The organism is Streptomyces sp. NPDC047971 (genome assembly GCF_040653355.1).
Taxonomy (GTDB): Bacteria; Actinomycetota; Actinomycetes; order Streptomycetales; family Streptomycetaceae; genus Streptomyces.
Genome location: NZ_JBEZNW010000021.1, coordinates 17,856 through 37,002, shown reverse-complemented (window position 1 = coordinate 37,002; position 19,147 = coordinate 17,856). Strand labels below are relative to the sequence as shown.

Annotated in this window: 20 protein-coding genes; 9 read left to right on the top strand and 11 right to left on the bottom strand. The window is 72.6% G+C overall.

The window, feature by feature from the left end:
• Positions 1–8 precede the first annotated feature (8 nt).
• Both AB0D99_RS20645 and AB0D99_RS20640 read right to left on the bottom strand, forming a co-directional pair.
• The gene (locus AB0D99_RS20645; protein WP_362363826.1) at positions 9–602 is read right to left on the bottom strand and encodes a DUF1003 domain-containing protein; all 594 of its coding nucleotides are present in this window, start codon (positions 600–602) and stop codon (positions 9–11) included.
• Positions 592–1,866 carry a CBS domain-containing protein gene (locus AB0D99_RS20640; RefSeq protein WP_362363823.1) on the bottom strand — a complete coding sequence of 425 codons (1,275 nt, stop codon included), beginning with the start codon at positions 1,864–1,866 and terminating at the stop codon, positions 592–594. The genes AB0D99_RS20645 and AB0D99_RS20640 overlap by 11 nt, the downstream gene beginning before the upstream one ends.
• 186 nt (positions 1,867–2,052) lie before the next feature.
• On the opposite strand from AB0D99_RS20640, the gene AB0D99_RS20635 reads away from it, so the two are divergent.
• On the top strand, positions 2,053–2,853 hold the full coding sequence (locus AB0D99_RS20635; protein WP_362363820.1) for a hypothetical protein: 801 nt from the start codon (positions 2,053–2,055) through the stop codon (positions 2,851–2,853).
• A gap of 51 nt (positions 2,854–2,904) precedes the next feature.
• Here AB0D99_RS20635 and AB0D99_RS20630 read toward each other — a convergent pair whose 3' ends face one another.
• Together AB0D99_RS20630 and AB0D99_RS20625 are read right to left on the bottom strand one after the other, a co-directional pair.
• Positions 2,905–3,414, bottom strand: a complete 510-nt coding sequence (locus tag AB0D99_RS20630) for a hypothetical protein (RefSeq protein ID WP_362363817.1) — start codon at positions 3,412–3,414, stop codon at positions 2,905–2,907.
• A gap of 36 nt (positions 3,415–3,450) precedes the next feature.
• Positions 3,451–4,578, bottom strand: coding sequence for a magnesium and cobalt transport protein CorA (locus AB0D99_RS20625; RefSeq protein WP_362363814.1), 1,128 nt, complete (start codon positions 4,576–4,578; stop codon positions 3,451–3,453).
• 412 nt (positions 4,579–4,990) lie between these two features.
• Between AB0D99_RS20625 and AB0D99_RS20620 the strand changes: the two genes are divergently transcribed.
• The 4 genes from AB0D99_RS20620 (at position 4,991) to AB0D99_RS20605 (ending at position 8,806) form a co-directional block, all read left to right on the top strand.
• Positions 4,991–5,614, top strand: coding sequence for a suppressor of fused domain protein (locus AB0D99_RS20620; RefSeq protein WP_362363811.1), 624 nt, complete (start codon positions 4,991–4,993; stop codon positions 5,612–5,614).
• Positions 5,615–5,795: 181 nt separating this feature from the next.
• Positions 5,796–6,434 carry a DUF6758 family protein gene (locus AB0D99_RS20615; protein ID WP_362363808.1) on the top strand — a complete coding sequence of 213 codons (639 nt, stop codon included), beginning with the start codon at positions 5,796–5,798 and terminating at the stop codon, positions 6,432–6,434.
• Positions 6,435–6,560: 126 nt separating this feature from the next.
• Complete coding sequence (locus tag AB0D99_RS20610) at positions 6,561–7,421, top strand: PHP domain-containing protein (RefSeq protein WP_362363805.1); 861 nt, start codon at positions 6,561–6,563, stop codon at positions 7,419–7,421.
• Between the two features lie 779 nt (positions 7,422–8,200).
• The gene (locus tag AB0D99_RS20605; RefSeq protein ID WP_362363802.1) at positions 8,201–8,806 is read left to right on the top strand and encodes a MarC family protein; all 606 of its coding nucleotides are present in this window, start codon (positions 8,201–8,203) and stop codon (positions 8,804–8,806) included.
• 87 nt (positions 8,807–8,893) lie between these two features.
• Here the strand turns inward: AB0D99_RS20605 and AB0D99_RS20600 are convergent, their stop codons facing one another.
• Positions 8,894–9,046: a hypothetical protein gene (locus tag AB0D99_RS20600; RefSeq protein WP_318103221.1), complete on the bottom strand. Its 153-nt coding sequence runs from the start codon at positions 9,044–9,046 to the stop codon at positions 8,894–8,896.
• Positions 9,047–9,226: 180 nt separating this feature from the next.
• On the opposite strand from AB0D99_RS20600, the gene AB0D99_RS20595 reads away from it, so the two are divergent.
• On the top strand, positions 9,227–10,153 hold the full coding sequence (locus AB0D99_RS20595) for an NYN domain-containing protein (RefSeq protein WP_362363798.1): 927 nt from the start codon (positions 9,227–9,229) through the stop codon (positions 10,151–10,153).
• A gap of 18 nt (positions 10,154–10,171) precedes the next feature.
• Here AB0D99_RS20595 and AB0D99_RS20590 read toward each other — a convergent pair whose 3' ends face one another.
• Both AB0D99_RS20590 and AB0D99_RS20585 read right to left on the bottom strand, forming a co-directional pair.
• Positions 10,172–11,032, bottom strand: a complete 861-nt coding sequence (locus tag AB0D99_RS20590; RefSeq protein WP_362363796.1) for an alpha/beta hydrolase — start codon at positions 11,030–11,032, stop codon at positions 10,172–10,174.
• Positions 11,033–11,126: 94 nt separating this feature from the next.
• Positions 11,127–13,211: a DEAD/DEAH box helicase gene (locus AB0D99_RS20585; RefSeq protein WP_362363794.1), complete on the bottom strand. Its 2,085-nt coding sequence runs from the start codon at positions 13,209–13,211 to the stop codon at positions 11,127–11,129.
• Between the two features lie 490 nt (positions 13,212–13,701).
• Here AB0D99_RS20585 and AB0D99_RS20580 point away from each other — a divergent pair, with 490 nt between their 5' ends.
• Entirely contained in the window at positions 13,702–14,460 is a 759-nt protein-coding gene (locus AB0D99_RS20580) for a ferritin-like fold-containing protein (RefSeq protein ID WP_362363791.1), read from the top strand.
• Positions 14,461–14,496: 36 nt separating this feature from the next.
• On the opposite strand, the gene AB0D99_RS20575 is transcribed toward AB0D99_RS20580, so the two are convergent.
• The 4 genes from AB0D99_RS20575 to AB0D99_RS20560 all read right to left on the bottom strand — a co-directional run bounded on the left by AB0D99_RS20575 (position 14,497) and on the right by AB0D99_RS20560 (position 16,360).
• Positions 14,497–14,766 (bottom strand): hypothetical protein, encoded by a 270-nt coding sequence (locus tag AB0D99_RS20575; protein WP_362363788.1) that lies wholly within the window; start codon positions 14,764–14,766, stop codon positions 14,497–14,499.
• A gap of 188 nt (positions 14,767–14,954) precedes the next feature.
• A complete protein-coding gene (locus AB0D99_RS20570; protein WP_217510274.1) occupies positions 14,955–15,182 on the bottom strand; it encodes a DUF3107 domain-containing protein in 228 nt (75 codons plus the stop codon).
• Between the two features lie 155 nt (positions 15,183–15,337).
• Positions 15,338–15,997, bottom strand: coding sequence for a TetR/AcrR family transcriptional regulator (locus AB0D99_RS20565; RefSeq protein ID WP_362363785.1), 660 nt, complete (start codon positions 15,995–15,997; stop codon positions 15,338–15,340).
• Between the two features lie 147 nt (positions 15,998–16,144).
• A complete protein-coding gene (locus AB0D99_RS20560; protein WP_362363782.1) occupies positions 16,145–16,360 on the bottom strand; it encodes a hypothetical protein in 216 nt (71 codons plus the stop codon).
• Positions 16,361–16,494: 134 nt separating this feature from the next.
• Between AB0D99_RS20560 and AB0D99_RS20555 the strand changes: the two genes are divergently transcribed.
• Both AB0D99_RS20555 and AB0D99_RS20550 read left to right on the top strand, forming a co-directional pair.
• Positions 16,495–17,481, top strand: coding sequence for an alpha/beta hydrolase (locus AB0D99_RS20555; protein WP_362363779.1), 987 nt, complete (start codon positions 16,495–16,497; stop codon positions 17,479–17,481).
• An 8-nt stretch (positions 17,482–17,489) separates the two neighbouring features.
• Positions 17,490–18,893 carry a DUF3152 domain-containing protein gene (locus AB0D99_RS20550; RefSeq protein ID WP_362363776.1) on the top strand — a complete coding sequence of 468 codons (1,404 nt, stop codon included), beginning with the start codon at positions 17,490–17,492 and terminating at the stop codon, positions 18,891–18,893.
• The last annotated feature ends 254 nt before the right edge of the window (positions 18,894–19,147 follow it).

Sequence of the window (19,147 nt, the reverse complement as noted above, 5' to 3'; positions counted from 1 at the left end):
AAAGGCTGTCAGCGGTCGGGTACGTCACTTCCGCGATCGCCCCCGGAGGGGAATAGACCGCCGTGGTCCCCGAGACCGTCGCCCCGGTGCCCGTCCCGGCGCTCCTCCATCTCCTTGACCAGGTCCTGGAGCTCCGAACGGATCCAGTCCCGGGTCGCCACCTCCCCCAGCCCCATCCGCAGCGCCGCGATCTCCCGGGTGAGGAACTCGGTGTCCGCGATCGACCGCTCGTTCTGCTTCCTGTCCTGTTCGAGGTTGACCCGGTCCCGGTCGTCCTGCCGGTTCTGGGCGAGCAGGATGAGCGGGGCCGCGTACGAGGCCTGGAGCGACAGGGCGAGCGTCAGGAAGATGAACGGGTACTCGTCGAACTTCAGCGACGGCGGCGCGAAGATGTTCCACAGCACCCAGACGATGATGGTGATCGTCATCCAGACGATGAACCGCCCCGTCCCCAGGAAGCGCGCGATCCGCTCCGAGATCCGGCCGAACGCCTCCGGGTCGTACTCCGGCAGAAACCTGGCCCTGCGCTCGCGCGGAAGGTCGAGCCGGATCCGCGGGAGGGAGCGTTCCCGCTCCCTCTCCGCCGCGCGTTCAGCCGCCATGGCCGGCCTCCTCCCCGTGGAACTCGGTCTCCCGCCAGTCCTCCGGCAGCAGGTGGTCGAGCACGTCGTCGACGGTGACCGCGCCGAGCAGCGACCCGCTCTCGTCCACGACCGGAGCCGCGACCATGTTGTACGCGGCGAGATAGCTGGCGACCCCGGGCAGCGGGGTGTCCGGGGACAGCGGCGGCAGATCACTGTCGGCCAGTGAGCTGACCAGGGTGAACGGGGGGTCGCGCAGCAGCCGCTGGAAGTGCACCGTACCCAGGTACTTGCCCGTCGGGGTCTCGTCCGGCGGCCGGCACACGTACACCTGCGCCGCGAGCGCCGGGGAGAGGTCCTGCTGGCGTACGCGCGCCAGCGCGTCCGCGACCGTGGCGTCGGGACGCAGCACGATCGGCTCGGTCGTCATCAGGCCGCCCGCGGTCCGCTCCTCGTACGACAGCAGCCGGCGCACGTCCGCCGCGTCGTCGGGGCGCATCAGGGTGAGCAGCCGCTCCTTGTCCTCCTCCGGCAGCTCGGAGAGCAGGTCGGCGGCGTCGTCCGGGTCCATTGCCTCCAGGACGTCGGCGGCGCGCTCCTCCTTGAGCTTGCCGAGGATCTCGATCTGGTCGTCCTCCGGCAGCTCCTCCAGGACGTCGGCGAGCCGGTCGTCGTCGAGGGCCGCGGCGACCTCGGCCCGCCGCTTGGGGGAGAGGTGGTGGAGCACGTTGGCCAGGTCGGCGGGGCGCAGCCGCTCGAAGGTGGCGACCAGGTTCTCGGCGCCCTGGCCCTCCTCCTCCAGCGAGAAGCCGGTCACGGCCGACCACTCCACGGTCAGGGTCTCGCCCTTGCGGCGCAGCGCGCCCGGCTTGCCACGCCGTACGAAGACCTTGTCGATCTCCCAGTCCCGGCGGGCCGGCAGCTGCTGGATGGCCACGTCAAGGACGGTCACCTCCTCGTCCGTCTCCACGAGCCGTACCCGGCGGTCGAGGAGTTCGCCGAGGACGAGCCGCTCGGTGGGGCGCTGCTCGAAACGGCGCATGTTGACCACGCCCGTGGTGATGACCTGGCCGGACTCGACTCCGGTGATCCGGGTCATCGGAACGAAGACCCGGCGGCGGCTGAGCACCTCGACGACCATGCCGAGCAGCCGGGGCGGCCGGCGGCCGCCGACCCGCAGCATGGCGACGAGGTCGCTCACCCGGCCGACCTGGTCGCCGTTGGGGTCGAAGACGGGGACGCCGGCGATGTGCGAGACGAAGACCCGGGGGGCGCCTGCCGCCATGCCACGCGCCTCCTCGATGTCGCACGATTCGGGCCATTGCCGAGCAATGCCGGGTTCAGGCTAGCCCGTGCGCTTCCGTGCCGCCCCGGCAGAGCGCCCGTACGGCTGCCTGTGGGGGGCGGCTCCGCGCCCGGGTACGCTGCGGTCTGCCGTCCCCCCACCGACGACGTTCGAGAGGCAGCGCAGGTGACCGCACTCCCCTATGCATCGCGCATCCGCCGGGCCGTCCTGCCCGTGGCGCTCTGCGCCGGGCTCGCGGCCGGTCTCACCGCCTGCGCATCGGATCCGGACGAGGGGACCAACGGGGTCGGGAAGCTGGAGGCGACCGCCATCGAGCAGAAGGCCCAGACCGCGGCCGATGCGGCGAAGGCGGTGCGGCTGGCCGGGACCCTGGTGAGCAAGGGCGGCACGTACAAGCTGAACATGCGGCTCAAGCAGGACGGCGCGAGCGGCTCGGTGACGACGAAGAACAGCACGTTCGAGCTGCTGCGGATCGGCGACGCGCTCTATCTGAAGGCCGACGCGGGCTTCTGGGCGCACGACGAGGAGGCGTCCGACGGCAAGAACGGCGGCTCCGCGTCCGGCGGCGCCTCGCCCGCGGCGCCGACCGAGGCGGACAGCGAAGCCGCCGACAAGCTCGACGACAAGTACGTGAAGGTGCCGCAGGACGACCCCTCGTACAAGCAGCTGCGCGGCTTCACCGACATGGACCTGCTGCTCGACGGCCTCATCGGGCTGCACGGCGACGTCGTCAAGGGCGACCGCGACAAGATCGGCGGCATCCGCACGGTCAAGGTCAAGGGCGGCGAGGACGGCGAGGGCGGCACGCTGGACGTCGCGCTGGAGGGGACGCCGTTCCCGCTGCAGTTCGCGCGCGGCGGTGGCGCCGGGGTGGTGGTCCTGTCCGAGTGGGACAAGGACTTCCCGCTGGAGGAGCCGTCGAAGGACCAGACCCTGGACTACGGCAAGCAGTTGCCGCGTACGTGAGGGGGGCCGCGCCCCTGTGCGCGGCCCGTACGGGTGAGGGCCCGCCCCTGATCAGCGCTTGCGGCGCTTCAGCAGCAGCCGGGGGAGCGCCGCCGGTACCGGGCGCCTCGTCGTGGCGTCCGAGGGCTGCGGGACCGCCGCCAGGGACCCGTCCGGCAGCTCGGTCGTGGCGTCCAGGGGCGTGAGCCGCAGGACCCGGCACTCCCGCGCCCAGCGGGCGGGCATCTCCTCGCCGTCCGTCGCGTTCAGACGCTTGCCCTTCAGCTCGGCGACGGCGGCGTCCCACTCCTCCGTGCCGGGGGTCAGTTCGCTCACCGTCGCCGTCCAGGCGACGATCCGGCCGCCCTTGTCCTTGCTGCGGACCGTGACCTCGGCCGTCGCGCCGGCGACGAGGCCGGGGAGCGGCTGCTCGCCCGGGCCGTCGCCCACGATGTGCGCCGCGCCCTCGTGCCAGACGTGCCACAGCGCCCGGGCCGCGGGGGCGTCGCCCCGGACCCAGATGAGGCCGGACTTCTTGGTGGCCTCCTCGACGAGGGCGAGGCCGAGCAGCGTGTCTGTCATGCTCCGCAGCCTATCCAGTGCCGGCGGGAGGACCGTCTAGAGCCAGCCGTTCCGCTTGAGGGTGCGGTGGATGGCGAAGCAGGCCGCGGCGATGCCGACGAGCACCATCGGGTAGCCGTACTTCCACTCCAGCTCGGGCATGTGCTCGAAGTTCATCCCGTAGACGCCGCAGACCGCCGTCGGGACGGCGATGATGGCCGCCCATGAGGTGATCTTGCGCATGTCCTCGTTCTGCGTGACGGTCGCCTGGGCCAGGTTGGCCTGGAGGATCGAGTTGAGGAGCTCGTCGAAGCCGACGACCTGCTCCTGCACGCGCGCGAGGTGGTCGGCGACGTCGCGGAAGTACTTCTGGATGTCGGGGTCGACCAGCCGCATCGGGCGCTCGCTGAGCAGCTGCATGGGGCGCAGCAGCGGCGTGACGGCCCGCTTGAACTCCAGTACCTCGCGCTTGAGCTGGTAGATCCGGCCGGTGTCGGTGCCGCGCGTGGAGCCCTTGGCGGGCGGGGAGAAGACGTCGATCTCGATCTGGTCGATGTCGAGCTCGACCGCGTCGGCGACCGCGATGTAGCCGTCGACGACGTGGTCGGCGATGGCGTGCAGGACGGCGGAGGGGCCCTTGGCGAGCAGCTCGGGCTCGCCCTGGAGGCGGTGGCGCAGGTTGCGCAGCGAGCCCTGGCCGCCGTGCCGGACGGTGATGACGAAGTCGGGGCCGGTGAAGCACATCACCTCGCCGGTCTCGACCACCTCGCTGGTGGCGGTCAGCTCGGCGTGCTCGACGTAGTGGATCGTCTTGAAGACGGTGAACAGGGTGTCGTCGTACCGCTCCAGCTTGGGCCGCTGGTGGGCGTGGACGGCGTCCTCGACGGCGAGCGGGTGGAGCCCGAACTCGGCGGCGATGCCCGCGAATTCGGCCTCGGTCGGCTCGTGCAGACCGATCCAGGCGAAGCCGCCGCTCTCCCGCACCTGCCGCATCGCGCCGCGCGGCGTCAGGCAGGCGCGGTCGTCGACGCGACGGCCGTCGCGGTAGACGGCGCAGTCGACGACCGCGCTGGAGGCGGAGGGGTCCCGGGTGGCGTCGTAGTTGGCGTACGGGGAGGCGAGGGTGGAGCCGTCCTTGCGCAGGGAGGGACGGACCGCGGCGCGGAGGTCACGGATCATCGACATTTGGCATGCTCCTTCACGGAGAAGCCGTCGGCGAGGCGTGGCACAGCCCGGAATGGGGACGTGGAGCTACGTCGTCCACAAAGCGGGCGGCACCGCGGGATCGCGGTGACGGCGTTCGCTACAGACAGGCAAAGGCGAAGTGCTCTTCCGTCGTGCGAGATGCCGGATGACGGGGCGGACCGGGAACGGAGCGCCTCAGATCACCGGGAGGAGCGCACCGGGCTCGGGTGCGGGGCGGAAGAGCGGTTGGTACTGCCCGATCGACTTCGATCCACGCAGCCCCACCTCCTCCAGCCGGTCCCCCATGGGGGATGACGAGTAGTCGGGAGTCCCGACCAGCGACCAAGACTATCAGCCGACAGGGGGCCAATCCCTTCCTTTGCCCGTTCCGTACGCGCTTTATGCTCGCGTCATGGGAGAAGTTCTTGCTCTGGTCGAGGCCCGGCTCCGTACGGCGCTCGGCGAACCGGACGCGCGGGCCGCGGTGACGTTCCTCGGTACGGACCGGATCGAGGTGCTCCGATTCATCGACGGCGACGTCGTGCGGTACGCCACGCTCGGCATGTCCGCGCACCCGATGACCGACCCGACGTCCGCGCTCGCCGACCCCGTGAAGGGTCCGCGCGCCGAGCTGGTGCTGTCGGTACGGGCCGGGCTCGCCGACACCGACAAGGTGCTGCGCCCGCTCGCCGTCCTCGCCTCGACCCCTCAGGTCGAAGGCGTGGTCGTGGCCGCCGGCGCCTCGCTCGACGTGGGCGAACCCCTGTGGCCCGGGGCCCCGTTCAGCTCGGTCCTCGTGGCGGAGCCGGGCGGTCTGGTGGAGGACCTGGATCTGAACGAGGCGACCTCGCGGAGCGACTCCTCGGGTGACGCCGGCGGGGCCATGGATCCGGTGCGGTTCCTGCCGCTGCTGCCGATGACGTCCAACGAGGCGGCGTGGAAGCGGGTCCACGGCGCGGAGGCGCTCCAGGAGCGGTGGCTGACGAACGGCACGGATCTGCGGGATCCGCTGCGCAGGTCCGTTCCGCTGGACTGACGCGCGCCCTCGTCCTGTGGGGGCGGGCGCCGCCGGTGCCCGCCCGTGGCCGAGGCGTGCGCGGAACGGTGCCGACCGCACCGATGTGTGCAAACCACATCCTTCACTGGGGGTGAACCGGTCGGTCCGGACGGGTGATCGTCCTTGACGTGGACGCGGTGTGGTAGGACCGTTGGGCTCTATGAGGGGCGAACCCAGTTGCCCGAAGTGCGGTGGCCGGGTCAGGGCGCCCGGTCTTTTTGCCGACTCGTGGCAGTGCGACGTGCACGGCTCGGTGCACCCGCTGCAACCCGTGATCCCGCCCAGCGTCGAGGCCCTCGGTGTCGTGGTGCACCGGACCCAGGTGCCCGTGTGGATGCCGTGGCCCCTGCCCGTCGGATGGCTCTTCACCGGGGTCGCGTACGCCGGTGACGACCGCAGCGGAGGGCGCGCGACGGCCGTCGCCTGCTCCGGTCCCGGCCCGCTCGGCGGGATCGGCGAGCTGCTGCTCGTCGCCGAGGAGCTCGGCGTCGGCCTCGGCGCTCGGTACGCCGGGATCGACGGACCCGACCCCGGTCCCCACATGGCCATCGAGAAGCCCGCCCAGACGAAGGTGCTCGCGGCGGGCCGTCCCACACCGCTCTGGCACGTGAACGGCGCGCCGCAAGACCGGGCCGTGTTCGCGGGGGAGGCGCGCGGGCTGTGGCTGTGGGCGATCGTCTGGCCCGAGCAGTCCGGACTGCTGATGTACGACGAGCTGGTGCTGACGGACCTGCGGGACGCGGGCGCGGAGGTCGAGCTGCTGCCGTGCGGGGCGCTGACACCGCGTCTGCTGTCGTAGGAGGGGCTCCGCGGGCCCGGCCGGGCCCGGGGACGTCGGGCCCGCCGCCGCGGGGCGGGGGTGTTCGATTCCCCCGTTATGCTGGAGCGTCCCCTTCGTCCGCCCCGAGCCCTGGAGTACCGCGTCGTGCGCATCGATCTGCACACCCACTCCACCGCCTCGGACGGCACGGACACCCCGGCCGAGCTTGTCCGCAACGCGGCGGCCGCCGGGCTCGACGTCGTCGCCCTCACCGACCACGACACGACGCGCGGCTACGCCGAGGCGACCGCCGCGCTTCCCGAGGGGCTGACCCTCGTCACCGGAGCCGAACTCTCCTGCCGCGTCGACGGGGTCGGGCTGCACATGCTCGCCTACCTCTTCGACCCCGAGGAGCCCGAGCTGGCTGCCGAGCGCGAGCTGGTCAGGGACGACCGGGTGCCGCGCGCCCGCGCGATGGTCGGCAAGCTCCAGGAGCTCGGCGTCCCCGTCACCTGGGAGCAGGTCGCCCGGATCGCCGGGGACGGCTCGGTGGGCCGCCCGCACGTCGCGGAGGCGCTCGTCGAACTCGGCGTCGTACCGGACGTGTCCGGGGCGTTCACGCAGGAGTGGCTGGCGGACGGCGGACGGGCGTACGTGGAGAAGCACGAGCTCGACCCGTCGGACGCGATCCGGCTCGTCAAGGCGGCCGGTGGCGTCACGGTCTTCGCGCACCCGGCGGCCGTCAAGCGCGGCGAGGTGGTGCCGGAGTCGACGATCGCGCGGCTCGCGGAGGCCGGCCTCGACGGCATCGAGGTGGACCACATGGACCACGACGAGGCGACCCGGGCGCGGCTGCGAGGGCTGGCGAAGGAGCTCGGGCTGCTCACCACGGGCTCCAGCGACTACCACGGCAGCCGCAAGACGTGCCGCCTCGGGGAGTTCACCACGGACCCCGAGATCTACGGCGAGATCACCCGCCGCGCCACGGGCGCCTTCCCGGTCCCGGGCGCGGGCGGACCCAGGTAGCCCCACCGGAACCCCCGGAGAACCCACACCGGCCCCGGGAGCCCTCGGGCCCCCGGATCCGGTCACCTGAGGGAGCCGCGGGAGCCCTGCGGGATCGGCACGGCCCCCCCGAGGGAGCCGCGGGAGCCCTGCGGGATCGGCACGGCCCCCTGAGGGAGCCGTCCGCCGGAGACCCGGGACCGCCTCGGCCCCGAGGGAGCCGTCCGCCGGAGACCCGCGGGACGTGATCCGCCCTTCGGCGGAGACCCGCGCCGAGCCCTTCGGGACCCGGTTCGGTCACCTGACGGAGACCCGCGTCGGAGTCCTGCGACCCGCCCCGGCCCACCCGGCTGCGGCGTCGCCGGAACCTGCGGGGCCGGAGGCCGTCGTGGTCTTCCCCCGGCGGGCTGTCCGACCCGCTCGACGCCGCGCGGCGGCAGCCGCTCCGTGAAGGCCCGGGCCGGATCTCCTGCGGGTCCGCCCGGCTCCCGGCGGCTCCACGGGCCGGACCGGACGGTCTCCGCCCCGCGCCCTCGGCTCAGGCGGGTGTCCTCCGACGGTCTCCGGCCGGCGCCTCGGCTCAGGCGGGTGTCCCCCGGTGGTCTCCGGCCGGCGCCGTCCGCGCGGCGGGTCCCCGATCGGTGCCCCGCGCTCGCGCGGCCGGTTCCGACGGGTGTCCGCTCCCGGACGGGGCCGGGCCGCCCGGGACACCGCCCACGCCCATGTTCCGTACGTCGCCCCCCAAGGGCGCCGCACCGAACCCCCACACCCCTCGTACACCCCATAGCGCAAGGCTCATCGTGTTCGACGTCGCCGTCTTCGGCTCGCTCTTCCTGACTCTGTTCGTGATCATGGATCCCCCCGGGATCACCCCGATCTTCCTCGCCCTCACCTCCGGGCGACCCGCCAAGGTCCAGCGGCGGATGGCCTGGCAGGCCGTCGCCGTGGCCTTCGGCGTCATCACCGTCTTCGGGATCCTCGGGCAGCAGATCCTCGCGTATCTGCACGTGTCCGTCCCCGCGCTGATGATCGCGGGCGGTCTGCTCCTGCTGCTCATCGCGCTCGACCTGCTCACCGGCAAGACCGACGAGCCCAAGCAGACCAAGGACGTCAACGTCGCCCTCGTCCCCCTGGGCATGCCCCTGCTCGCCGGGCCCGGTGCGATCGTGTCCGTGATCCTCGCCGTGCAGCACGCCGACGGCGCCGCCGCCCAGGTCTCGGTCTGGGCCGCCATCGTCGCCATGCACGTCGTGCTCTGGCTGACCATGCGCTACTCGCTGGTGATCATCCGCGTCATCAAGGACGGCGGCGTCGTGCTCGTCACCCGGCTCGCCGGCATGATGCTGTCGGCCATCGCCGTCCAGCAGATCATCAACGGCGTCACCCAGGTCGTCCAGGGCTCCTGAGGCCCCCCGCACGCGCCACTGCGCCCCCGTACGGATTCCGGTTCACGGAGTCCATGCGGGGGCGCGGTGCGTCTGAGCGTTGCCTGGTTACGAGGCCGTGGTGTCGGCCGGTCGGATCCAGATGCGCTGGCCGATCGAGGCGGCCTGCTGCACGATCCGGTTGACGGAGGCGGCGTCCACGACGGTGCGGTCGACGGGCGTCCCGTCGATGTCGTCCAGTCGCAGGATTTCGAAGCGCATGGGCTTCTCCCTTCGTCTGAGTTGATCCTCCTGATGGAGAACTGCGATGCGAGCTACACCTGTCCAACGGGATGCATCCTGCAAACATTCCCTACGCTAAGGAAATTTTTTGGATGTCTAACTACTAAGCGGTAGGGGACGTTGGCGACGGCGCCCCGAGCGGCGGAGAATGAGGCCCGTATGAACGACGCAGAGATACCTCAGACGACGCCCGACGACCCGGTCCGCGACCTCGGCGCCCGCCTGGAGCGCACCAATGAGCTCCTCCAGCGGATGCTCGCCGAGGTGGCCAAGACCCCCTCGACGCATGCCATCTTCGTCGACGCGGGTTACGTCTATGCTGCGGCCGGGTTGCTGGTCGCGGGCACCGAGGACCGCCGCTCCTTCGATCTCGACGCGGAAGGGCTGATCGAGGCGTTCATCGACAAGGCCCGCACGATCTTCGCCGACAGCCGGCTGCTGCGCGTCTACTGGTACGACGGCGCACGGCGCAGGATCCACACCCCCGAGCAGCAGTCGATCGCCGAGCTGCCCGACGTCAAGGTCCGCCTCGGCAACCTCAACGCCAACAACCAGCAGAAGGGCGTCGACTCCCTCATCCGCTCCGACCTGGAGTCCCTCGCCCGCCACCGCGCCATCAGTGACGCCGCGCTCGTCGGCGGCGACGAGGACCTGGTCTCCGCCGTCGAGGCGGCCCAGGGATACGGGGCACGCGTCCACCTCTGGGGCATCGAGGCCGCCGACGGGCGCAACCAGGCCGAGCCGCTGCTCTGGGAGGTCGACAGCCAGCGCACCTTCGACCTCGACTTCTGGCGGCCCTACGTCACCCGGCGCCCCGTCACGACCTACGAGAACGAGGGGGAGCCGCCGCCCTCGCGCGAAGAGGTCCGCTTCGTCGGCGCCCAGATCGCCGCGACCTGGCTCGCCGAACGCGGCCCGGACGCGCTGGCCGAGCTGCTGCCAGGGCATCCGTATCTGCCGGGACCGGTCGACCAGGACCTGCTCATCGAGGCGGAACGGCTCCTCAGTCGCTCCCTGCGGGGACACGCGGCGCTGCGGAGGGCGCTGCGGGACGGGTTCTGGCAGCACCTCCAGGCCCAGTTCTGACGGCTCGCCGCCCGGGCGTCAGGAGCAGCGCTCCCAGAACGCCGTCAAGCGGTCGGCCAGCTCCCGGGGATGGGTCACGTTGGGGGAGTGGCCGGCGCCGGCGACCACCGTGTGATGGGCCCCGGTCCGCCGCGCCGCCTCCGCGAGACCCGCCGTCGGCCAGACCATCTCCTCGTCCCCGTACGCGATGTGCAGCGGCACGGGGAGACCCGCCAGCTGCGCCGTACCGTCCGGATCGCGCCTCAACAGCCGCCCCGTAGCGGACAGTTGGACGATCCGTGTGCGCATCCAGCGGCGCCGCAGGAAGCTCACGATCTCCGGCGGGTCGGTCACGCCCGGCTCCTCGCCCCGGCTGTCCAGCCATCGCGTCGCCAGCCAGACCCGCTCCTTGGGCAGCACCGCGAGCGCCCCGCGCAGCACCCGGACGCGAAGGCGCTGCGGCCGGGCGACCCGGCCCGGCCCCGACGAGAGCAGGGTCAGCGAGAGGAACGCCTCGGGGGCCACCGCGACCGCCGCCCTCGCCACCAGCCCGCCGAAGGAGTGCCCCAGCAGATGCACGGGCCCGTCGCCGAGCGCGAGGGCCTGGGCCACGGCGTCGAGCGCCAGGGCCCGCCGGCTGTACGCGCCCCGGTGCCGCGGCCCCGGGCTCTCGTGCTGGCCCCGGCCGTCGACCGCGACGGCGCGGTAGCCGGCGTCGCTCAGCGGTCCGAGCAGCGCGAGGAAGTCCTCCTTGCTGCCGGTGTAGCCGGGCAGCAGCAGCACCGTGCCCCGGGCCTCGCCCTCGGGCGCGGTGTCCAGGACGGCGAAGACGCCGCGGGCCGTCATCAGCCGGTAGGCACGCGTGCGCGGCGGCGGCGCCAGGGACCGGGGCTTGCTCATAGAGGGACTGTAACCGCTGCTCGAAAGGGGTCGGACAGCACGGCGGCCCGGCCCCTGGGCAGGGACCGGGCCGCCGAAGACGGTGCGGGGCGCGTCAGCTCTCGGGCTGCGCGGCCGCGGCCTTCTTCGTCGTGCGGCGGCGCGGGGCCTTGGGGGCCTCGGCCGTCTCGGTGGCCTCCGCCGGAGCGGCGGCCACCTTCTTCACCGTGCGGCGGCGCGGCGCGGCCTTCGGCTCCGAGGCGTCGGGGGCCTCGGCGACGGCGGCCTTCTTCGTGGTGCGGCGGCGGGGAGCCTTGGGGGCCTCCTCGACGACCTCGGTCACCGGGGCCGTCTCGACCACCGCGGCGGCGGCCTTCTTCGTGGTGCGGCGGCGGGGAGCCTTGGGGGCCTCCTCGACGACCTCGGCGGCCACCGGGGCCGTCTCGACCACCGCGGCGGCGGCCTTCTTCGTCGTGCGGCGGCGGGGAGCCTTCTTGGGCTCCTCGACGGTCTCCACCGCGACGACCGTCTCCACCGGCGCGGCCGGCGTGACCGTCGCGAGGGCGGCGGCGGCCGACTCCGGGGTCTGGAACGACACCGTCTCCGCGGGCTGCACGACGCGCGGACGGCGGCGGCGCGGAGCCCGGGGAGCCTCCTCGACCGCGGGGGCCGGTGCGGCGGCGGGCACCACCGGAGCGGCGGCGGCCTTGGCGGCGGGAGCCTTCGTGGCGACGGCGACCGGGGCCGCGGGGGCCTCCGTCACCGCGGCCGGGGCCTCGGCGACCGGTACGCCCGAGGCACCGACGGCGCGGGTACGCCGACGGCGGCGCGGGGTGCGCGGCTCGGCGGGGGCGTCCTCCGCCACCGGGGCGGCGACCGGAGCGGCCGTCGTCCCGTCCACGGTGGAACCACCACGCGTACGGCGACGCTGGCGCGGGGTGCGCGTACGGGCGGGGCGCTCCTCGGCCGCCGGAGCGGCCTGCTTGCGACCACGGCCGCCACGGCCGCCCGGCTCGCCCAGGTCCTCCAGCTCCTCCGCGCCCAGACCCGCACGGGTCCGCTCGGCGCGGGGCAGGACGCCCTTGGTGCCCGCCGGGATGTCCAGCTCCTCGTACAGGTGCGGGGAGGTGGAGTAGGTCTCGACCGGGTCGTGGAAGTCCAGGTCGAGCGCCTTGTTGATGAGCTGCCAGCGCGGGATGTCGTCCCAGTCGACCAGGGTCACGGCCGTGCCCTTGGCGCCGGCGCGGCCGGTGCGGCCCACGCGGTGGAGGAACGTCTTCTCGTCCTCCGGCGACTGGTAGTTGATGACGTGCGTGACGCCCTCGACGTCGATGCCGCGCGCGGCGACGTCGGTGCAGACGAGCACGTCGACCTTGCCGTTGCGGAACGCGCGCAGGGCCTGCTCGCGGGCGCCCTGGCCGAGGTCGCCGTGGACCGCGCCGGACGCGAAGCCACGACGCTCCAGCTGCTCGGCGATGTCGGCCGCCGTGCGCTTCGTACGGCAGAAGATCATCGCCAGCCCGCGGCCGTTGGCCTGCAGGATGCGGGAGACCAGCTCCGGCTTGTCCATCGAGTGCGCGCGGTAGACGCGCTGCGTGATGTTGGCGACGGTCGCGCCCTCGTCGTCCGGCGCGGTGGCGCGGATGTGCGTGGGCTGCGACATGTAGCGGCGGGCCAGACCGATCACGGCGCCCGGCATGGTCGCCGAGAACAGCATGGTCTGACGCTTCGCCGGAAGCATGTTGATGATCTTCTCGACGTCGGGCAGGAAGCCCAGGTCGAGCATCTCGTCGGCCTCGTCGAGGACGAGGGCCTTGACGTGGGACAGGTCCAGCTTGCGCTGGCCGGCCAGGTCGAGGAGTCGGCCCGGGGTGCCGACGATGACGTCGACGCCCTTCTTGAGCGCCTCGACCTGGGGCTCGTACGCCCGGCCGCCGTAGATGGCGAGCACGCGGACGTTACGGACCTTGCCGGCGGTCAGCAGGTCGTTGGTGACCTGGGTGCACAGCTCGCGGGTCGGGACGACGACCAGGGCCTGCGGGGCGTCGGTCAGCTGCTCGGGCGCGGCCCGGCCGGCCTCGACGTCCGCGGGGACGGTGACGCGCTCCAGGAGCGGCAGACCGAAGCCGAGCGTCTTGCCGGTGCCGGTCTTGGCCTGGCCGATGACGTCGGTGCCGGAGAGCGCGACCGGAAGGGTCATCTCCTGGATCGGGAAGGGGGACACGATGCCGACGGCTTCGAGCGCCTCGGCCGTCTCGGGAAGGATCCCGAGCTCTCGGAAAGTCGTAGTCAGGGTGCTGCCTCTTCTGTGAGACGCGGCGCGAGGCGAACGCTGGGGGTCGTACCGTGCCGATTCGCTTCCGGCCGGATCGACTAAGGGATCACAGCCGGGTGGCGCGGGACCACTGCCGTCGCTCGAGCGTCGTGCCGCTTGAGGGACCCTCTCCTGCAGGTGCGCGGGGAGGGCTGTCGGGTCGGAGCCAGTCGGGCCACCGACCGGGCATCCTCATTCATGAGTCGGCCCACCAAGTACGTCCGAACGTGCGAAAGCATGTCCGCATACTCAGCAGGCGCATTACCACTGTACCCCGGATTCGCGCATGTGTGTTGGGGGAATTCGTGATGAGGGCGCGGTCACAGTGACTGACCAGGGCCTTACGCGGGTCGGGGAGCGGGCTATTGTGCGCTTCATGGAGACGCCTGACAACGCCACGCCCGCCGAAGAGAACGCCGCGGAGACCGCCGAAGAGTTCACCGGGATCGCCGCCCAGGACTGGGCCACGGCCTCCGCCGAGCCGCAGTACCGCGCCGCGGTCGTCGATCTGCTCGGCGCGCTGGCCTACGGCGAGCTGGCGGCCTTCGAGCGGCTCGCCGAGGACGCCAAGCTCGCGCCGACGCTGGCGGACAAGGCGGAGCTGGCGAAGATGGCCTCCGCCGAGTTCCACCACTTCGAGCAGCTGCGGGACCGGCTGGCCGCCGTGGACGCCGAGCCGACGGCCGCGATGGAGCCCTTCGCCAAGGCGCTGGACGACTTCCACCGCCAGACCGCGCCGTCGGACTGGCTGGAGGGCCTGGTCAAGGCGTACGTCGGCGACTCGATCGCCTCCGACTTCTACCGGGAGGTGGCGGCGCGACTCGACGCCGACACGCGCCGGCTGGTGCTCTCGGTGCTCGACGACACGGGCCACGGCAACTTCGCCGTGGAGAAGGTCCGCGCGGCGATCGAGGCCGACCCGCGCGTCGGCGGGCGGCTCGCGCTGTGGGCCCGCCGGCTGATGGGCGAGGCGCTCTCGCAGGCCCAGAGGGTGGTCGCCGAGCGCGACGCGCTCTCCACGATGCTGGTCGGTGGTGTCGCCGACGGCTTCGACCTGGCGGAGGTCGGCCGGATGTTCTCCCGTATCACCGAGGCGCACACCAAGCGCATGGCGGCGCTGGGCCTGGCCGCTTAGTCGCTGCGGTCGGCGGGGCGTGTGTGGCGGCGCTGCTCACGCCGCCGCTGATCGCCGCAGCCGGCGCGAGGCGGGGCGAATCAGCAGCGAGAGCAGGACCGTGGCGATCGCGACCGCGCCGAACAGCGTGGCCAGGCCGTGACCCGGGCCCAGGGCACCGTGCGTCACCAGGGCTCCGAAGACGGCGCCCAGCGAGCCCGCGGTGAGGACGACCCCACGTGCGGGGAGCCGGTCGGGCAGCCGGTGCACGGCGGCCCAGGCCAGGGCGAGGCCGAGCAGGGCGGAGCCGAGAGCTTCCAGGAACACGGGATCACCTCGCGTACGGGGCGGGCAATTCGGTCACAGGCCGTCCTACCCGAACCACCCCGGACGCAATCCTCCTCGGCACCCCTCACCAGGACATTCGCCCACGGCGTAGGTGCGGGCCGCGCCCGGACACACGGAAGGCCCGGCGGATCGGATCCGCCGGGCCTTCCCCTGTTCGGCCGTACGTCTCAGAGCGCGCCGAAGCCGACGCGGCGCACCGCGGGCTCGCCGATCTCCACGTACGCGATCTTCTCGGCCGGGACCAGGACCTTGCGGCCCTTCTCGTCCGTGAGGCTGAGCAGCTGCGCCTTGCCGGCCAGCGCGTCGGCCACGGCGCGCTCGACCTCCTCGGCGGACTGCCCGCTCTCCAGAACGATCTCCCGGGGTGCGTGCTGCACGCCGATCTTGACCTCCACGGCTATGTCCCTCCGAACGGTCAGCGTTGCGCGTCTCCCGCGCCGTACGCTGCACACATTAGCCCGGTGAGGGGACCCGCACGGCGCACCCGGCGAACGCCAGGAGCGAACAGTGGGGAGGGAATACGCCGGACCGAGGGGCCGGGGAGCGGGGCTCAGCCGCCGTCGGTGACCGGCTGGCCGTCCGTCGGGTGCAGCGGGAAGCCCGCGATACCGCGCCAGGCCAGCGAGGTCAGCAGCGCCACGGCCTTGTCGCGGGGGATGGCGGACTCGCTGGAGAGCCAGTAGCGCGCGACGACCTGCGAGACGCCGCCCAGGCCCACGGCCAGCAGCATCGACTCGTCCTTGGAGAGGTTGGTGTCCTCGGCGATGACGTCCGAGATCGCCTCGGCGCACTGCAGGCTGACCCGGTCCACGCGCTCGCGCACGGCCGGCTCGTTGGTCAGGTCGGACTCGAAGACGAGACGGAACGCGCCGCCCTCGTCCTCCACGTACGCGAAGTAGGCGTCCATCGTCGCCTCGACCCGCAGCTTGTTGTCCGTGGTCGACGCGAGCGCCGTGCGCACGGCCTGGAGGAGCGCCTCGCAGTGCTGGTCGAGCAGGGCCAGGTAGAGCTCGAGCTTCCCCGGGAAGTGCTGGTAGAGCACCGGCTTGCTGACGCCCGCCCGCTCGGCGATGTCGTCCATCGCGGCGGAGTGGTACCCCTGAGCGACGAACACCTCCTGGGCCGCACCCAGGAGCTGGTTCCGTCGGGCTCGGCGCGGCAGGCGCGTGCCCCGAGGGCGTGCTGCCTCTGTCTGCTCGATGGCTGTCACGCCGCCTCCCAAAAATCGATCCATGCGCACGGTGGTGCCGCGCCCGCCATCGTACTTTTGGGTAACCCGGCTGTGCGCGGTGCGGACGCAGAATTTCACGGACCGGACGTCCGAGGCGACAGGCGATTCAACGTTAAACCGAACAAATCAGCGGTAGTCGTCTTCGTCCAAGGTGACGACGCGCGCCTGTTCGGATGCGTCCGCCGGGTTCGCGGAGTCCTGTTCGAGATGTGTGGGTCGGTCGTCCTCCTGCTGCTGGACATCCGTGTGCTGCTCGGCGGCGTCGGCCTCCGGGATTTCCTCGTCGAGCACCGCGACCTCTTCCTCGGCGAATGTGTCCGGCTCGGTCGGATCGACAGTCATGCGATTCCTTCCGGCATGCGGGTCCTCTCCGATGGCCCTCTCTTCGAGCGTAGGAGCACACCTGGCGCGGCGCACCCGTACCTGTGACGCCACACACACGCGCCGCCGCGTGATCGTCTCGTAATATTGCGGCCATGTCGTCGACCGAGCTGCCGGAGACCCGGACCGCCGCCGCACCGCCCGCGTCGCGAACCCGCGCCGTGCGAGTGGCGGACGGCGAGGAGTTGCGCTCCGTCGCGCTGCCCGGTCTCACGCTGACCGTGCGCGCCCGCCCGGGCGACCGGCCGGGCCTCCCGCCCGCGCTCTACGTCCACGGGCTCGGCGGCTCCTCGCAGAACTGGTCGGCGCTCATGCCGCTGCTGGCCGACCGGGTCGACGGCGAGGCCGTCGACCTTCCCGGCTTCGGGGACTCCCCGCCGCCCGACGACGGCAACTACTCGGTCACCGGACACGCCCGGGCCGTCATCCGATTTCTCGACGCCGCGGGCCGCGGGCCGGTGCACCTGATCGGCAACTCGCTCGGCGGTGCCGTCTCCACCCGCGTCGCCGCGGTCCGGCCCGACCTGGTCCGCACCCTCACCCTGGTCTCCCCGGCCCTGCCCGAGCTGCGCGCCCAGCGCACCGCATGGCCGACCGTGATGCTCGCCGTGCCGGGTGTCGCGCCGCTGTTCGCCAGGCTGACCAGGGGCTGGACGCCGGAGCAGCGGGTCCGCGGAGTGCTCTCCCTCTGTTACGGAGACCCCGCCCGGGTCTCCGACGAGGGCTTCCGGCACGCCGTGGAGGAGATGGAGCGGCGCCTGGAGCTCCCGTACTTCTGGGACGCCATGGCCCGTTCCTCGCGCGGCATCGTCGACGCGTACACCCTCGGCGGTCAACACGGGCTGTGGCGGCAGGCGGAACGGGTGCTGGCGCCGACACTGCTCATCTACGGCGGCCGTGACCAGCTCGTTTCGTACCGGATGGCACGCCGGGCGGCCGCCGCGTTCCGCGGCTCGCGCCTCCTGACGCTCCCGGACGCCGGGCATGTGGCCATGATGGAGTACCCGGAGACGGTCGCCGAGGCCGTCCGGGAACTGATCGAAGCCGACGAAGACGGCACAGACGACAGCGGCGGGAGCTGATCCGGGGCGTGGGACGACACAGTCGGAAGGGCCCCGCGCCCGCTCCACCCGTCGATACGGGGCGGCGGGAAGCGCCGGAGCCGGGGACGGGACGCCGCAGGCGCGCGCCGGGACAGGACGGGTACGCCCCGCCGGCCCAGGCGCAGCAGAGCCGCTACGGACAGGACGGATACGGCCTCCAGGGCGGCACGGGACCGCGCCAGGGTGCCGGTCGGACCGGCTACGCCCAAGGCGCGTACGGGCAGGGCCCGCCCACCCAGGGCCAGGGCGCGTACGGCCAGGGCCCACGCACCCAGGGCCAGGGGGCGTACGGCCAGGGGGCGTACGGGACCGGCGGTGGCCGGCCGGTCTGGGACACGCCGATGCACGGCACGCCGGTCTACGCCGGACCCGACGACACGGCGGTACGGGGCGGGCATCCCGAGCACACCGAGACGCCGGCGCGGCCCCAGCGCTACCCGGACTTCTCGGAGACGCCCCCGCCGGCCCGGGACGAGACCGCGGCGCAGACCCCCTTCATCCCCGGACAGCGGCGCGAGTCCCGCCCGGAGGAGCTTCCCGAGGAGCCGCCCGCCAGGACCGGCGGCAAGGGCCGGACCCTCACCGGTATCGCCGCCGCCGCCGTCACCACCGTCCTCGCCGTCGTGGTGGCGGGTCAGGTGGCGGAGGGAGACTCCGGCGGCCCGCTGGCCCACTCCGCGGACGGCTCCGCCGACCGCGCCGTCGAGGACGACGGCGCCTCGCGCTCCGACACCAGGCCGGCACCCCCGAAGGCCGCGCCGGCCGCGCCCAGCGCCCCCGTCGCGCTCCCCACGTACGAGGAGTTGATGGCGCTTCAGTTCCCCATCGACCCCAAGCTCAAGGGCTCGGGCGAGTTCGAGGCCGTGTCCGGCTTCGACAAGGCCCCGGGCAAGGGGAAGAAGATCCGCTATCGGGTCGATGTCGAGAAGGGGATCGGCCTCGACGCGGCACTCTTCGCGCAGGCCGTGCAGAAGACCCTCAACGACAAACGGAGCTGGGCCGGTCAGGGCGAGATGACCTTCGAGCGGATCTCCAGCGGGGAACCGCAGTTCGTGATCACGCTCGCGAGTCCCGGTACCACCGGCGTCTGGTGCGCGAAGTCCGACCTGGACACCACCGTCGACAACGTCTCCTGCGACTCCGCCTCCACCTCGCGCGTGATGATCAACGCGTTCCGCTGGGCGCAGGGCTCGGAGACCTTCGGCCCCAAGGCGATGTTCGCCTATCGGCAGATGCTCATCAACCACGAGGTCGGGCACCGGCTCGGACACAGCCATGTGACCTGCCGTACGCCCGGCGCCCTCGCCCCCGTGATGCAGCAGCAGACCAAGTCCCTGGACATCGACGGCATCAAGTGCCGCCCCAACCCCTGGGTGCATCCCGGCGGTTGACGGGTCGACCGGTTCACGGAGCCGGTCGGCCGTGCCCGAATCGCGGGACGGGCATGTCCTCGTGACGGCCCGCCGCGAACGGCGCCGGGAGCCGGCCGCGGCCTGACTCTCCGTACGCACGACACCCCGTACCGCGACGGAACGCGACCGTGGTGGGAAAGTTACGTGCATTCACCCCTTCCGGTGGCGCGACGGACAACCGTCCGTCGCGCCACCACTCTCTCCGCTTACGTTCTTCCCGCTGCGAGTCGCCG

What these genes read in the sequence shown, in the direction of transcription:
- AB0D99_RS20645 (WP_362363826.1), bottom strand. Translation starts at nt 602, where the DNA reads ATGGCGGCTGAACGCGCGGCGGAGAGGGAGCGGGAACGCTCCCTCCCG.
- AB0D99_RS20640 (WP_362363823.1), bottom strand. Translation starts at nt 1,866, where the DNA reads ATGGCGGCAGGCGCCCCCCGGGTCTTCGTCTCGCACATCGCCGGCGTC.
- AB0D99_RS20630 (WP_362363817.1), bottom strand. Translation starts at nt 3,414, where the DNA reads ATGACAGACACGCTGCTCGGCCTCGCCCTCGTCGAGGAGGCCACCAAG.
- AB0D99_RS20625 (WP_362363814.1), bottom strand. Translation starts at nt 4,578, where the DNA reads ATGTCGATGATCCGTGACCTCCGCGCCGCGGTCCGTCCCTCCCTGCGC.
- AB0D99_RS20620 (WP_362363811.1), top strand. Translation starts at nt 4,991, where the DNA reads ATGGGAGAAGTTCTTGCTCTGGTCGAGGCCCGGCTCCGTACGGCGCTC.
- AB0D99_RS20615 (WP_362363808.1), top strand. Translation starts at nt 5,796, where the DNA reads ATGAGGGGCGAACCCAGTTGCCCGAAGTGCGGTGGCCGGGTCAGGGCG.
- AB0D99_RS20600 (WP_318103221.1), bottom strand. Translation starts at nt 9,046, where the DNA reads ATGCGCTTCGAAATCCTGCGACTGGACGACATCGACGGGACGCCCGTC.
- AB0D99_RS20595 (WP_362363798.1), top strand. Translation starts at nt 9,227, where the DNA reads ATGAACGACGCAGAGATACCTCAGACGACGCCCGACGACCCGGTCCGC.
- AB0D99_RS20590 (WP_362363796.1), bottom strand. Translation starts at nt 11,032, where the DNA reads ATGAGCAAGCCCCGGTCCCTGGCGCCGCCGCCGCGCACGCGTGCCTAC.
- AB0D99_RS20585 (WP_362363794.1), bottom strand. Translation starts at nt 13,211, where the DNA reads ATGACCCTTCCGGTCGCGCTCTCCGGCACCGACGTCATCGGCCAGGCC.
- AB0D99_RS20580 (WP_362363791.1), top strand. Translation starts at nt 13,702, where the DNA reads ATGGAGACGCCTGACAACGCCACGCCCGCCGAAGAGAACGCCGCGGAG.
- AB0D99_RS20560 (WP_362363782.1), bottom strand. Translation starts at nt 16,360, where the DNA reads ATGACTGTCGATCCGACCGAGCCGGACACATTCGCCGAGGAAGAGGTC.
- AB0D99_RS20555 (WP_362363779.1), top strand. Translation starts at nt 16,495, where the DNA reads ATGTCGTCGACCGAGCTGCCGGAGACCCGGACCGCCGCCGCACCGCCC.